12 protein-coding genes are annotated in these 14208 nt (G+C 67.0%); all 12 read right to left on the reverse strand.

Annotation, left to right across the window (positions count from 1 at the left end; all coding sequences use genetic code 11):
* Positions 1 to 3: 3 nt before the first annotated feature.
* From AWC31_RS10930 to AWC31_RS10985, 12 genes are read right to left on the reverse strand one after another with little or no spacing between them, the layout of a single operon-like run.
* A complete protein-coding gene (locus AWC31_RS10930; protein WP_207626339.1) occupies positions 4 to 987 on the reverse strand; it encodes an alpha-ketoacid dehydrogenase subunit beta in 984 nt (327 codons plus the stop codon).
* Positions 988 to 1023: 36 nt separating this feature from the next.
* Positions 1024 to 2061 (reverse strand): pyruvate dehydrogenase (acetyl-transferring) E1 component subunit alpha, encoded by a 1038-nt coding sequence (gene pdhA, locus AWC31_RS10935; protein ID WP_085144255.1) that lies wholly within the window; start codon positions 2059 to 2061, stop codon positions 1024 to 1026.
* Positions 2062 to 2071: 10 nt separating this feature from the next.
* The gene (lpdA, locus tag AWC31_RS10940) at positions 2072 to 3508 is read right to left on the reverse strand and encodes a dihydrolipoyl dehydrogenase (protein WP_085144256.1); all 1437 of its coding nucleotides are present in this window, start codon (positions 3506 to 3508) and stop codon (positions 2072 to 2074) included.
* Positions 3509 to 3566: 58 nt separating this feature from the next.
* A complete protein-coding gene (locus AWC31_RS10945; protein WP_085144257.1) occupies positions 3567 to 4790 on the reverse strand; it encodes a PucR family transcriptional regulator in 1224 nt (407 codons plus the stop codon).
* 32 nt (positions 4791 to 4822) lie between these two features.
* The gene (locus tag AWC31_RS10950) at positions 4823 to 5854 is read right to left on the reverse strand and encodes an acyl-CoA dehydrogenase family protein (RefSeq protein ID WP_085144258.1); all 1032 of its coding nucleotides are present in this window, start codon (positions 5852 to 5854) and stop codon (positions 4823 to 4825) included.
* Entirely contained in the window at positions 5851 to 7029 is a 1179-nt protein-coding gene (locus AWC31_RS10955; protein WP_085144259.1) for an acyl-CoA dehydrogenase family protein, read from the reverse strand. Before AWC31_RS10955 ends, AWC31_RS10950 begins: the two co-directional genes overlap by 4 nt.
* Positions 7026 to 7907, reverse strand: coding sequence for an acyl-CoA dehydrogenase family protein (locus AWC31_RS10960; protein ID WP_085144260.1), 882 nt, complete (start codon positions 7905 to 7907; stop codon positions 7026 to 7028). The genes AWC31_RS10955 and AWC31_RS10960 overlap by 4 nt, the downstream gene beginning before the upstream one ends.
* On the reverse strand, positions 7904 to 9052 hold the full coding sequence (locus tag AWC31_RS10965) for an acyl-CoA dehydrogenase family protein (RefSeq protein WP_085144261.1): 1149 nt from the start codon (positions 9050 to 9052) through the stop codon (positions 7904 to 7906). Before AWC31_RS10965 ends, AWC31_RS10960 begins: the two co-directional genes overlap by 4 nt.
* Before the next feature lie 11 nt (positions 9053 to 9063).
* Positions 9064 to 10215 (reverse strand): CaiB/BaiF CoA transferase family protein, encoded by a 1152-nt coding sequence (locus AWC31_RS10970; protein ID WP_085144262.1) that lies wholly within the window; start codon positions 10213 to 10215, stop codon positions 9064 to 9066.
* The gene (locus AWC31_RS10975) at positions 10212 to 11132 is read right to left on the reverse strand and encodes an SDR family NAD(P)-dependent oxidoreductase (protein WP_085144263.1); all 921 of its coding nucleotides are present in this window, start codon (positions 11130 to 11132) and stop codon (positions 10212 to 10214) included. Before AWC31_RS10975 ends, AWC31_RS10970 begins: the two co-directional genes overlap by 4 nt.
* On the reverse strand, positions 11129 to 12979 hold the full coding sequence (locus AWC31_RS10980; RefSeq protein WP_085144264.1) for a flavin-containing monooxygenase: 1851 nt from the start codon (positions 12977 to 12979) through the stop codon (positions 11129 to 11131). The genes AWC31_RS10975 and AWC31_RS10980 overlap by 4 nt, the downstream gene beginning before the upstream one ends.
* Complete coding sequence (locus tag AWC31_RS10985; protein ID WP_085144265.1) at positions 12976 to 14172, reverse strand: LLM class flavin-dependent oxidoreductase; 1197 nt, start codon at positions 14170 to 14172, stop codon at positions 12976 to 12978. The genes AWC31_RS10980 and AWC31_RS10985 overlap by 4 nt, the downstream gene beginning before the upstream one ends.
* Positions 14173 to 14208 lie beyond the last annotated feature (36 nt).

Here is a 14208-nt window from a genome sequence, read left to right on the forward strand (position 1 = left end):
GTCTCAGAGCCGGCCGACGGCGGCCAGTGTTTCGCGCGCCGCGGTGTAGAGCGATTCGGCCGAGGGCAGCGCGGCCTGCTCGAGCGGTTTGGCGTAGGGCAGGGGAACTTCGGCGGCCGCGACGCGGCGCACCGGGGCGTCGAGGTAATCGAACGCGCCGTCGGAAATGGACGCGGCGACCTCGGCGCCGATGCCGTAGGTGAGCCAGTCGTCCTCGGCGATGACGGCACAGCCGGTCTTGCGGACCGAATCCACCAGGGTGTCCCGGTCGAGCGGACGCAGGCTGCGCAGATCGATGACCTCGGCTTCGATTCCGTCCTCATCGTGCAGCCGCCGCGCGACCTGCGTTGCGACAGCGGCCATCCGGGAGTAGCCGATGATTGTGATGTCGGTTCCGACCCGGCGCACCGCGGCCTTGCCGATTTCGGCGGGCGCCAGGTCGGCGGGTACCTCACCCTTGGTGTTGTAGAGCGCCAGGTTCTCCAGGAACAGCACGGGGTCGTCGTCGCGGATCGCGGCCCGCAACAGCGCACGTGCGTCGGCCGGGGTGCTCGGTGCGACCACCTTGAGCCCCGGGACGAACGCGTAGTAGAGCTCGATGTTCTGGGAATGCGTTGCGCCGAGCTGTTGTCCGCCACCGCCCGGCGTTCGGATGACCATGGGCACGCTGGTCTGCCCGCCGAACATGCCGTAGATCTTGGCGGCGTGGTTGACGATCTGGTCGAGCGCGAGCAGCGAGAAGTTGATCGTCATGATCTCGACAACCGGCCGCAGCCCGAGCATCGCGGCCCCCACGGCAGCGCCGACGAAACCTTCCTCGGCGATCGGGGTATCGCGCACGCGCTTCTCGCCGAACTCGGCGAGCAGCCCGGCGGTGATCTTGTACGAGCCTTCGAAGATCCCGATCTCCTCGCCGATCAGGAAGACCGAATCGTCGCGCTGCATTTCCTCACGCAGGGTGTCGCGCAGCGCTTCGCGATAACTGATGACAGACAACGGTTTTCCTTCTTGCTGGGAATGCGGTCAGAACAATGGGTCAGCGGGCAGCCGGCGCGACTCACCGGGAACCGGGGTCGCATACGTGTAGTCGAACAACGTCGACGGATCGGGGTGCGGGCTGGCGTCGGCGAACGCGACGGCGGCGTCGGCCTCTTCCTGCGCGGACTTCTCCAGCGCCGCGGCGCCGTCTTCGTCGAAGGCGCCGGCACGTAGCAGCGTGTGTTTGAAGAGCGTCAGCGGATCGGCCTCGTGCGCGGCGGCCACGTCACTTTCGGTGCGGTACTTGGCCGGATCGACCACGGAGTGCCCGCGCAGGCGATGGCTGACGGCTTCCAGCAGCGCGGGTTTGCCTTCGGTGCGGGCCGCCTCGACCAGCCGGCGTGCGGCGTCGCGAACCGCCAGCACATCGGTGCCGTCGACCCGCTCACCCGTCATCCGGTACGCCGCGGCACGTTTGTAGAGCTCGGGTTCGGCCGACGACTTCTCGACGGTCGTCCCCATGCCGAGGTTGTTGTTGATCACGACGAACACCACGGGCAGCCGCCACAACGCGGCGATGTTGAGCGACTCGTGGAAGGCACCGATGTTGGTGGTGCCGTCGCCCATCTGGCACATCACGACGTCGTCGCCGCCGCGGTAGTCGATCGCCAGCGCGGCGCCGACCGCGAGCGGAAGTTGGCCGCCGACAATGCCGTAACCGCCGAGCAGGCGCGTCTCGGTGTCGTACATGTGCATGGACCCACCCCACCCCTTGGAGGTGCCGGTGGTGCGGCCGAACAGTTCGGCCATGACCCGTTTGGGGTCGATGCCTTTGGCGATCGCGTAGCCGTGCTCGCGGTAGTTCGTGAACAGGTAGTCGGTGGGGCGCAGCGCAGCCATCAGGCCGACGACCGTCGCCTCCTCACCGAGGTTGAGATGGCAGTAACCACCCACCTTCGCCTGGGTGTAGCCCTGCGCGGCGCGCTCCTCGAACCGCCGGATCAACACCATCTGGCGGTAGTAGCCGCACAGGGTTTCGAGATCTTCTCCGACATGGGTCGGCCGGTCGATCGTGTCGGTCATCGGGTGCTCCTCAACGCTTCGGCGGAGTGATGTGTACGGGCAGGCCCAGCGCGGCGAGTGCGGCTTCCATGCCGATCTCGCCGAGCGTCGGGTGTGCGTGGATGGTGTCGGCGAGTTCGTCGAGCGTGGCCTCGAGCGTGATCGCCAACGCGCCCTCGGTGATCAGGTCGCTGGCGGACGGGCCGATGATGTGCACGCCGAGCACTTCACCGTACTGCCGGCCGGCCACGATCTTCACGAAACCCTCGGTGTCGCCGAAGGTTCGGGCCCGGCCGAGCGCGGCGAACGGGAACTTCGCCGTGACCGGGTCATGCCCGGCCGCCTTCGCCGCGTCCTCGGTGAGGCCGACGCTCGCGATCTCGGGGTGGGTGAACGTGGCGGCGGGCACGACGTTGTAGTCGATCTGCTTGTCGTGGCCGACAAGGACGTCGGCCGCGGTCAGACCCTGGTGCGATGCGACGTGCGCGAGCAGGGCCTTACCGGTGACGTCGCCGATCGCGTAGACGTGGTCGATGTTCGTGCGGAGTTTCTCGTCGACGGCGATGAACCCCCGCGCGTCGACGGCAACCCCCGCCGCGTCGAGGCTGAGATCGGCCGTGTTCGGTTTGCGGCCCACCCCGAAAAGCACCACATCGGCGTCGATTTCGGCGGCCTCCGGCCCGTCGACCGTCACGCGCAATGCGTCCGCTTGGGCGATCGAGGTGACGGTGGATTCGGTGAGCACCGTGATGCCACGTTGCTTGAACGAGCGGCCCAGTGCCGCACCGATTTCGGCATCTTCGGCGGGGACGAGCGTGCTGCGCATCTCGACGAGAGTCACCGTGCTGCCGAATGCCGCGAACAGGCTGGCCCATTCGGCGCCGACGGCGCTGCCCCCGACGATCACGACCCGTTCGGGCACACTGGTCAGTCCGAACGCGCCGTCGGACGTGATCACGCCGGGCAGGTCGGCACCCGGTATGGGCAACCGGATGGGCGTGGAACCGGTCGCGATGATGACGTCGCGCGCGGTGGCGGCGTCGACGAGCTGCCCCGGGGTGGCCGCGTAGCGCGGTCCGTCGATTGCTGCGACGTCGTAGATGTCGACCGTCGTCGCGCTGGTGAACCGGGCGTGTCCCTCAATCACGGTGACGCCGTTGGCTTTCAGCAATCCGGCGACACCGTCGGTCAGGCCGGTGACCACCTCGGTCATGCGGCCACGCACCGCGGCGTAGTCGAAACCGACGTTGTCGGCACGTATTCCGTACTCGGCGGCGTCGCGCACGGTCTGCAGCACCTCGGCGGACCGCAGCATGGCCTTGGTGGGGATACAGCCCCAGTTCAGGCACACTCCGCCCGGGCGTTCCTTTTCCACCAGGCCGACCGAGAGCCCGTGTTGGGCCGCCCGGATCGCCGCCACATAGCCGCCGGGGCCACCGCCGATAACCAGAAGGTCGAACTCACGCACGCCCTTGAGTCTGCTGCGGTGTGAGCGCGGCCACCATGGGCGACGGCCCAGCGTTGAGTCACCCAGATTGGGCAGACTGCCCAATCTGCGGGAGATCGAGCACCGACAACGCGAGCGACAGTTCGACGTAGGCGGCTCTGCCGTGCAGTGGTCTGCCGACCAGCTCGGTGATCCGGTGCAGCCGATTGAGCACCGTGTTGCGGTGGCAGTGCAGCCGCACGGCGGCGTTGGCGGTCGACCGGTCCTCCTCGAGCCAGACGATGAGCGTCTCGAGCAGAACCTCACGTTCGCGGGCGGGCCGGTCGAGGATGCCGCCGAGATTGCGGGCCACCAGCCGCTGAGCCAGGTCGGGCGACCGCACGAGCAGCGCCTCCGGGTAGTGCTCGTCGAGGCATACGAGCTCGGTCGCGGTCGACGGCGCCATGCTGAGCGCGATCATCGCAAGCGTGTAGGCGGTGGCGGCTTCGGCGAGCCCGGACACCGCGGGCGAGGCCGCGGACCGCCCCCGGGCCAACGGGCGAAGACATGCGACGACGTCGGCGGCGTCGCGCTGCTCCAGTGCCACCACGCCGATGCGGGTGTCGACCTTGGTCTGCCAGACCGACCGGAAGCCGAGCGCGTCGAGCACCGTTCGCGGGCCGGCGAGCGCGGGTGTTCCGTCCGGCCGGACATCGGCAACCACCACCAGATAACCGCCGGTCGCGGGCAGTTCCAGCTCGCGCGCGACGCGGGCGGCGAAACCGGTGTCGCCGGCCCGCCTGCCGAGCAGGTCCTCGATGAGGGCGTTGCGCCGCTGCTCGTCGTGACGCACCCGCTCCTGCTCACTGTCGCGGTAGGACGTCGACAGCGCCGAGGACAGCTCGTCGATCACGGTCCACGTGGCGGTGCCGGCGTCGAGCACATCGTCGGGGGCGACGCCCGTCTGCTCGGCGCGCTCCAGCAGCGCCTCCCACACGATCCGGCCACCGAGCCGGAACGTACGCAGCATGACCTCCAACGGGACGCCCTGCTCGGCCCGGTGCCGGGCGATCGCCCCGACCACCTCGTCGGCCGGATCGGGGCCGGCCACCCGCCCACTCAGCAGTTCCAGCACGCGGGTGAGATAGTCCCGGCAGCCTTCACGCAGGTCGTCGCGGGGCACGCTGCCGTAATCGGTCCACTCAGGATTGTCGGTGAAGATCGCCGACAGCAACCGGTCGATCAGCGTTTCGACGTCGGGCAGGGTGGCTTCGGCCAACTCACGCGTGACGGTCGTCGCGAAGCCCGGGTGTCGCTTTTGCACAGGCCGCACCGTACTCCCACGACGGGCGGCACCTACCGATAACGCTGGGCCAGCCGGGTGCGGTGGCCTGCCGGGGATCCGAACAACGACCGGTTGAGCGCGGCTCGTTTGAGGTAGACGTGCACGCCGCTCTCCCACGTGTAACCGATGCCGCCGTGGAGTTGCATGGCCTTGCCTGCGATGTCCACGGCGGTGTCGCAGGCATAGGACTTGGCCATCGAGATCGCCGTGCTGTCGGAGTCGGCTACCGCGGCGGTCACGAGTTGGCGAGCCACCGAGATCCGCACGAGCATGTCGGCGCAGGCGTGTTTGACGGCCTGGAATGACCCGATCGGCCGGCCGAACTGCCGGCGGACCCCGACGTAGGAAACGGTGGTGTCGAGCATGGCCTGCGCGACACCGAGACTGTCGCAGGCGACCGCGAGCGCGGCCCGCTCCCCCAGCCCGCGCAGCCGCGTTTCCGGATCACCGTCGAAGCGCCACACCGCGGCGTGGTCGACCTCGACGCCGTGCGCGCTCACCGTGGCGAGGCCGCGACTCTCGTCGAGCACCGGCTGATCGGCGACCGTGAGTCCGACCGCATCGGCCGTGACGTCGACGATCACCGCAACCCCGTCGGGGTCGCGCGCGGGCAACAGCAGTCGCTGTGCACCCACGGCGTCGGACACGAAGGTCGCCTGGCCGTGAACGCGCCAGCCGAGCCGCGTCGTGGTGAGCTCGAACGGTTCATCGGCCGTTTCCCCGGACAATGCGAGCGTGACCCGTTGCCGGCCTTCCACCGCGTCTGCCAGCAGCTCATCGCGGAACTCGTTGGGCTGCAGGGCAAGAAGCGCACCGATGCCGAGTACCGCCCCGCCGAGATATGCGGTTTTCGCCGCCGCGCGGCCGATCTCCTCACAGATCACCGCAACCTCGGCGAACGTGGCGCCGGCGCCGCCGAGGTGGTCGGGCACGTCGAGGCCGACCCAGCCCGCCTGGATGAGCAGCGGCCAGTCGACGGTGTCTTTGGCGAGCAGATCGGCGGCAACCGAGCGCATTTCGTCATGGAGTTCGGAGAAGTTCATCGGGGCAGCCCCAGTCCGCGTTCGCCGATGATGGTCCGCTGAATCTCACTCGCCCCGCCGGGGATGGTCCATTCCCATGAGCCGATGAAGTCGAGCATCCACGCACCCGATTCCCAGCCGCTCGACACTGGTTTGGCGAGCACGGTATGGGCCGCGAGACCGCCGATCTCGGCACCGAAGCCCGTCATGCGCTGTAGCAGTTCGCTGTAGTACAGCTTGACGATCGAGGCGTCGGCAGGTCCGGTCGCACCCGCCTCCGCCCGCTCGACCAGATCGCGGCAGAGCCCACGCAGCCCGGCAAGCTCGATCTCGAACTGTGCCAGTCGATCTGCCACAACCGAATCGGCCACGGGTGAGCACGCTTGCACGAGCCAGCGGAATCCGGCGTTGCTCAGCCGCTCGGCCAACTCGAGCATCGTCATGCCGCGTTCGGCTCCCAGGGTGGCTTGGGCGACCTGCCAGCCCTCGTTCACCGGGCCGATCAGGTTCGCGGCCGGTACGACGACGTCGTTGAGGAAGATCTCGCAGAAGTGAGAATCGCCGACGGCGTTGCGGATGGGCCGCACGTCGATGCCCGGTGTCGTCATGTCCATCAGGAAGTACGAGATGCCATGGCGTTTCGGCGCGTCGGGGTCGGTGCGGGCCAGCAGCAGGCACCAGTCCGCGTGCACGGCGCCGCTGGCCCACAGCTTTTGCCCGTTGACGATGAAGTTCTCGCCATCGGCGCGGGCACTCGTCCGCAATGCGGCGAGATCCGATCCGGCCTCGGGCTCGGAGAATCCCTGCACCCAGATCTCACCGTCGAGGATCGCCGGCAGGTGTCGCTGTCGCTGCGCATCGGTGCCGGCCGCCAACAATGTCGAGGCGGCGTGGTGGATCCCGACGAAGGCCAGCACGAGCCGCGGCGCGTCGTGCGCGGCAAGCTCCTGGAAGAGCACGATCTGCTGCGGCACCGGCATCGGCCCTGTTGCTCCTCGCGTCCGCAGTCCACCGCCCCATTCGGCCGGCCAGTGCGGAACCGCATAACCGGCGCTGTGCAATTCGGCGAACCACGACTTCTGGAACGTCACGAACTCCTCGTCGCTGACACCGGTCTGCGCTTCGCGCCAGTCTGTCGGCACATGCGTGCCACACCAGTCCCGCACGGTTGCGCGGAATTCATCGAGCTCGCTCACGAGAACAATCCCGTGAGTCCGCGCCGGCCAAGGCGGGCCGTCAGAGCGTCGCGGGTCTGCGACAGCCCGAACGGCAAGCGCCGCAACGGCTGGCTGAAGCGCGACAGCCACGACAGCGTCGTCTCGTCACAGAACCCGACCGCGCCGTGCAGTTGATGGCAGACGCGGAACACCACCTCAGCGGCCTCGACCGCGGCCATCCGCAATGCGAGCGCGTCATTGACGGCATCCGGTGTGCCGAGGCTCCACAGCGCATATTTGGCGAGCATGTCGACGCCGCTGCGTTCCACCTCGGCCTCGGTCAGCTGGAACTGGACCCCCTGAAACGACGACAGCGTCTGGCCGAACTGTTTTCGCAAGCTCACGTGCGCGACGGTGAGATCGATCGCGCGGTCGAGCATGCCCAGCAACGTCCAGCACGGCAGTACCAGGCCGAGTGCCACCTCTGCGTCACCGTCAACCGCGGCGAGCTCCAACGCCGTGGTGAACGCCGGGCCCGCACCTGAGGTGCCGGTGACGCGAAAGCATCGGCCGTCCAGTGTCACTGCAGCCCAACTGGTATCGAGTCCGGCGACAGCGGCTTGCGGAGAATCTTCTGCGATGACGAGTGTGCCGGCCAGACGCTCGGCCACCGGATAGGGCAATGCCCAGTACCCGGCACTGCGGCACAGGGCCGCGGCCGCCTCAAGCGAGTCGGGATCGGTGCGGGGGTCGAGTTCGTGTGTACCGAGCCCGTCGAGCACCGGGGTCACCAGGGCCTCACGGGCTTCGGGTTTGGCCTCGGCTTGTTGCAGGAGCGCATCTCCGCCGGCGGCTTCGAACGCGCGGAGTGCTTGGCGGCCATACTCTTTCGCGTCGTCGCTGAGGTCGAGGATCATGCCCGCGCTCCCGCCAGCATCGTGCGCGACAACAGGATGCGCTGCATCTCGATACTGCCCGACGACACCGTCGACGCCTGCGAATAGCGCCAATGATCCTCCACCTCGGCGCGGAAGTACTCGCCGTCACCGCGCGGTAGAACCGCGGCTATCTCCATCAGCACCTCGGCGCTGTCTTGATCGAGGCGCGTCACCGCGATCCGATAGGCCGCGGCGTCACCGGGATTCACCCGCCCGGTGGCCTGCATCGCCACGACTCGGTAAGCCATCAGGCGGGCGCGCCGGCAATGCGTAAGCATCCGGGCCCACCTGCCGCGCAGTTCGGCGGGCAACTCCTCCCAGGCGTCGCCGAGCACATCGGGCGCGGCCTGCAGGAGCCGTTCACACCGGGCGTATCTGGCGATGCCGACCCGCTCGAACGACACCACGTCCTGCACGATCGACCAGCCCTGATCGACCGTGCCCAACACGTCGGCCTCGGTGACCTTCAACTCGTCGAAGAACACCTCGTTGAGGTGGTGCGGACCCATCATGGTGCGGATGGGCCGGACCGTGATCGCCGGATCGTCCATCGGCACCAGAAAGATCGTCATGCCCTGCTGCTTCTTCTCGCCTTTGGAGGTGCGAGCCAGCAGGAAGCACCACTGAGCCATGGTCGCGTACGACGTCCAGATCTTCTGGCCGTTGATGCGCCAGCCGTCGCCATCGCGGCGTGCCGAGGTGCGCAGCGACGCCAGGTCGGAGCCCGCCTCGGGCTCGGAAAATCCCTGGCACCAGATGACTTCGCCGTTGGCGATCGGCGGCAGGTGTTTGCGCTGCTGTTCCGGTGTTCCGTGGCGCATGATGATGGGGCCGACCCAGTTCACGCCCATGTATTGCGCACCGCGCGGTTCGTGATGCGCCCACATCTCCTCGCGCACGACGGTCTGCTCCCACACCGACGCGTCGCCGCCGCCGAATTCCTTGGGCCAGGACATGCACAACAGCTGACGCTGGGCCAGCGTTCGGCAGAACTGTTGGGCCACCGCGAGATCCGCCGGGTCGTCGGTAAATGCACCGAGAAAATCGGCGGGTACCTGCTCGCGGATCAGCTCACGCAACTCACCGCGCAGCGCGTTGGCCGATTCACCCAGATCGAAATCCACTCGAAGCCTCTCTATCCCGCTCTATCGTGCGAGCTCAACTCGCCGAGCACCTCGGCGGTGTCCGCGCCGAGCTCCGGTGCGTACCCACCCACCCGGCCGGGCGTTCGCGAAAACCACGTCGGCACACCGGGGAACCTGACGGGACCGTGCGGTGTCTCGACGGTTTCGAACAGCCCGACGGCGTTCAGATGCGGGTTGTCGAACAATGCGTCCGGGCTGTTGATCGGTGCGGCGGGGATTTCCAGCACCCGGAAAAGGTCCAGCCACTCGTCGGTCGTGCGTTCCTTGAGGGTCTGCGCCACCAGGCCGTATACAGTGTCGATCTGTTTGGCGCGGAGTTCGAGTGTGGCGAAAGCGTCGCTGTTCCAGGCGGGTTGCACGGCGTCGATGAATGTGTTCCAGTGCTTGTCGTTGTAGATCAGCGCGGCGATGTGACCATCCTTGGTCTCGTACGGCTTGCGGTTGGGCGCGACCGTGCGCGGATAGACGGCCGGCCCGAGTGGCGGGTCGAACATCGCACCGTTGGCATGTTCGACCAGCATGAACGAGGCCATGGTCTCGAACATGCTGACCTCGACCTCCTGCCCGTCGCCGGTACGTTCGCGATGGAACAGCGCCATCATGGTCGCGTAGAGCGCCGTCAGCCCGGCCACCTTGTCGGCCATGATGGTGCCAACGTAGGCCGCCTCCCCGGTCAATTGCTCTTGCACCGCGGGCAATCCGCACTCCGCCTGGATGGTGTCGTCGTAGGCCGGGCGGTCCGCGTCCGGTCCACGGCGGCCGTAGCCGTAGCAGTTGGTGTAGACGATGCGCGGGTTGATCGCGTTGACGTCGTCATAGCCGAAGCCGAGGCGGGCAACCGCCTTGGCCCGCATCGAGTGGATGAACACGTCGGCACCTGCGATCAGGTCTCGAAGCGTCTCCTTGCCCGCCTCGGCCTGCAGGTCGAGCACCACGCTGCGCTTCCCGCGGTTGACATTGACGAACACGCCGCTCATCCCCGGAGCGGGGCCGACCGAGATGTAGCGCGTGTTATCACCTTGCGGGGGTTCGATTTTGATGACATCGGCACCCATGTCGGCCATGATCTGGGTGCAGTACGGACCCATCACCATCGCGGTGAGGTCCACCACCCGCACACCTTGCAGCGGACCGCCGGTCACGTCCCAACCCCCTGTGACGCCATCGCGAAGCTGTAGCGGATGTGATCGGCATGGCCGTCGGGCACCACGGGGAAGATCACCGAGTTCTCGAGATCGCGGATGGCGCCGAGGTTCTCGGCGACGTCCTCGATCGTCCACGACGGCCGGTAGACGCCGGAGGTCTCGGCGATCAGCGCCCGGGCCACCCGCCCGCCGATGGCGATCAGCATCTCGCCGGACACCGAGCAGGACTCGTGGGCCAGCCAACCGACCGTCGGAGCGACCAGTTCGGGCCCCATCGGCGGGTAGGCCGAGGTGTCGATGCCCTCCGCCATCCGGGTGACTGCGCTGGGCACGATCACGTTGCATGTGACGCCTTCGGTGGCACCTTCGAGCGCGACGACGTTGGACAGTCCGATCAGGCCGGCCTTCGCGACGGCGTAGTTCGCGACGTTGTGGTTGCCGTACAGCCCGCCGATCGACGAGGTCAACACCACTCTGCCGTAGCCGGCATCGCACATGATCGGAAATGCCGGTCGCACAACGTGAAATGCGCCCCGCAGATGCACGTCGAGCACCGCTTCGAAATCGGCGAAGCTCATCTCTTTGAGTGAACCGCGCCGCACCGTTCCGGCGTTGTGGATGAGAATGTCGAGACGGCCGAACTGCTCGATCGCGGTGTCGATGATCGCCCGGCCGCCGTCGGGCGTGACCACCGAATCCGTCGACACGACGGCCACGCCGCCGGCAGCCGCGATCTCGGCAGCCACGTCGTGCGCGGGTGCGGCGTCTGCGCCATCCCCGGTCAGGCTTCCGCCGGAATCGTTGACCACAACCTTCGCGCCCCTGGACGCCAACAGCAGGGCGTAGGCGCGCCCGAGACCGCGTCCGGCGCCGGTGATGACGGCGACGCGGTCGTCGAACCTCAGTGTTGTCACTTGATCTCAAGACCTTCGAGGTCGCCCTTGGCCCGCCACTCCGCGATGAGCTCGTCGAAGGCGTAGAAGCCAGGCGAGTAGAACTCACCAAGAAACGCGCCGTTGCGCACCGCGCCGCCACGTCCCTCGTTGTTGTAGTAGCCGGGCGTGCAGGACAATTCGAATGCCGAGTTGTCGATCGCCAGTTCGCGAACCGTCGCGACCCAGGCGTCCTGGCCCTCCTGGCTCGGTTCGACCACGGCGGCACCCCGGTTCTGCGCCTCGGCGATGATGTAGGCGATGTGCTTGGCCTGCTGCTCGAACATCGCCGTGGTGTTGGCCGACACGCCGCCCTGGATGAAGCCCATGAAGAACTGGTTGGGGAATCCGCGGCTGGTCATGCCGTGCAGGGTCTTGTAGTCGTTCTGCCAGTAGTCGAACAGTGACAGTCCGTCGCGGCCCACGATGCGCTCGATCGCGAACCGGCGGCTGATCTCGGTGGAGATCTCGAAGCCGCTCGCAAAGATGACACAGTCGACCGCGTATTCGACGCCGTTGGCGACAATCCCCTTCTCCGTCAGCCGTTCCACACCTTTTGATGCCGACACGTCGACGAGCGTCACGTTGGGGCGGTTGAACGTCGCCAGATAGTGCTCACTCGAAGTCGGTCGCTTACACATGAAGCGGTAGTACGGCTTCAGCGCCTCGGCGGTGTCGGGATCCTCGACGATCTCGGCGACATGGCGACGCAGCCGCTCCATGATCTTGAAGTCTTCTTCCTCGCGGAAGGCCATGATCTGCTCGATGGTCACCTCTGCGGGGTTCTCGGTGGCCGCGATCCGGGCGGTCAGGTTGCGCCCGAGCTCGGTCCAGAAGTCACAGACCAGGTCTGGTTCACCGAACACCACCCCCACGAACGGCGACCAGTTGTGGAAGTTGCGCTTGCGCTCTTCCTGCCATCCCGGTTGCAGCGACGCCACCCAAGCCGGATCGGTGGCTGGGTTGGTCCGCGCGTCGACCGATGACGGGGTCCGCTGGAAGACGAACAACTCCTTGGCATCACGGCCGAGGTGCGGCACCAACTGGATGCCCGTCGCACCGGTGCCGACAAGGGCGACGCGCTTGTCGGCAAGCTTGTGCAGGCCCCCGTCGGCAGTCCCGCCGGTGTAGTCGTAATCCCAGCGGGCGGAGTGGAACACGTGGCCACCGGCAGCCAGGTAGTCCTTGATGCCGGGGATGCCCGGCAGCTTCGGACGGTTGTAGGAGCCCTGCGCCATGACCACGAAACGGGCCCGGATGTCGTCGCCCCGGTTCGTGCTGATCTGCCAGCGCTGTGAGTCGTCGTCCCACCGCAGTTCACGCACCTGTGTGGAGAACAGTGCACGGTCGTAGAGGTCGAAATGCTTGCCGATGTTTTGGCAGTGCTGGAGGATCTCGGCGCCGTCGGCGAATTTCTTCGACGGCATGAAGCCGAGCTCTTCGAGTAGCGGGATGTAGCAGTAGGAGTCGTTGTCGCACTGGATGCCCGGGAAGCGGTTCCAGTACCACACCCCACCGAAGTCGCCGGCCATCTCGATGACCCGGATGCCCTCGACGCCGGCTTTTTTCAGGTACGCCCCGGCGAGCAGCCCGGCGAAGCCGCCGCCGAGGATGACGACGTCGGCGTCCTCGCTGATCGGGTCCCGCTCGGTCACCGTTGTGTAGGGATCGACCTCGTAGAACTCGGCGTACTCACCTTCCAGTTCCAGGTATTGATCGCCGCCCTCGGGGCGCAGGCGCTTGGCCCGCTCTGCGGCGTATTTCTCGCGCAGTGCATCGATGTCGATGTCGGTCGGGGTTTCGGAGGGACCGCACGTCGTTTCCGTCATGCTTTGGCGCCCTCCGGGAGCACTGCGGGATGCAGCGGCGCGTCCATGTCGTGCACCGCGGGCAGCACCTCGGCGGCGAACAGCTTGACGCTCTCCATCGCGTCCTCGTACGGCATGGTGCCGAACTGCGGCACGATGGTGACCTCGGAGAACGAGCAGGCCTCCTGAGCGGCCTTGAGCCGCTTGAAGATCTCCTCGGGCGTGCCGATCAGCAGGTTCGACGCGTGATAGCCCGGGGGGCCTTTCTTGTCACCTGGCTTCGGGCCGCCGGTACCGTCGCCCTGCACCGATTCGGCGAGTAGCGCCGTCGCCGATCCCTCGCGGTTCGCATAGGCCTCATAGCCCTTGACGCCCTTGAAGTTCGACGCGTCGGCGAAACCGTAGTGCACCGTGACGTCCCGGTTGGCGGTGTAGATCCATTCCTCGGTTTTGGGCACGTCGTCCTCGGATGCCACGCAGTACATGAACATCACGTTCTTCGGCTGGCACGGCGGCAGGCCCTCTTCGGCGCGGAAGGTGTTGACCTTCTTGACTTCCTCACCGGCGTCCCAGATGGGCTTGTTGCCGACGAACAACGGCACCATGCCACGCCGGGCCAGGATCTCCAGGGATTCCGGCGTCGACGACGAACTGTAGATGCGGTCGAACAGATCCTTGCTGAGCGGCTCAGGGCGCAGCGACATCTCGGGGAACTTGAAGATCTCACCGTCGTAGGAGAACCGTTCCCCGGAGAACGCGAGCTTGAGCACGTCGAGGGTCTCGTTGAACCGCTGCCGGCTCTCCTCGCGGGGCACGCCGACGGCGTCGAACTCACTCTTGGACACGCCACGGCCCAGGCCGATCGTCGTGTAGCGGCCGTTCGAGACGATGTCGAGGTAGGCGATCTGGTGGGCGAGCCGCACCGGATGCCACCACGGCGCCACCGCGACGAACGTGCCGAGGCTCACCCGCTCGGTGCGCGCGGCGAAGTACGTGAGCGCCTGAATAGGGTTGGGCGTCATGCCGTATGGCGTGCCCTGGTGCTCGGGGAACCAGATCCCGTCGAAGCCCAGCGGTTCGGCGAGATCGCCGAGCGCCAGCGCAGCCTGCACGCACTTGTAGTCGGGCGTGGCGGGCGGTGTGCTGAAGTCACCGGCCAGCACGCGATCCCAATCGTGGGAGTTCTGCGCTCCCGTACCCAGATTGACTTTCATTACGGCTCCTAACTGGACTGATTTGTGCACCTTCAG

It is taken from the genome of Mycolicibacterium wolinskyi (assembly GCF_002101965.1).
GTDB lineage: Bacteria > Actinomycetota > Actinomycetes > Mycobacteriales > Mycobacteriaceae > Mycobacterium > Mycobacterium wolinskyi.

What these genes read in the sequence shown, in the direction of transcription:
- pdhA (WP_085144255.1), bottom strand. Translation starts at nt 2,061, where the DNA reads ATGACCGACACGATCGACCGGCCGACCCATGTCGGAGAAGATCTCGAA.
- AWC31_RS10950 (WP_085144258.1), bottom strand. Translation starts at nt 5,854, where the DNA reads ATGAACTTCTCCGAACTCCATGACGAAATGCGCTCGGTTGCCGCCGAT.
- AWC31_RS10960 (WP_085144260.1), bottom strand. Translation starts at nt 7,907, where the DNA reads ATGATCCTCGACCTCAGCGACGACGCGAAAGAGTATGGCCGCCAAGCA.
- AWC31_RS10980 (WP_085144264.1), bottom strand. Translation starts at nt 12,979, where the DNA reads ATGACGGAAACGACGTGCGGTCCCTCCGAAACCCCGACCGACATCGAC.
- AWC31_RS10985 (WP_085144265.1), bottom strand. Translation starts at nt 14,172, where the DNA reads ATGAAAGTCAATCTGGGTACGGGAGCGCAGAACTCCCACGATTGGGAT.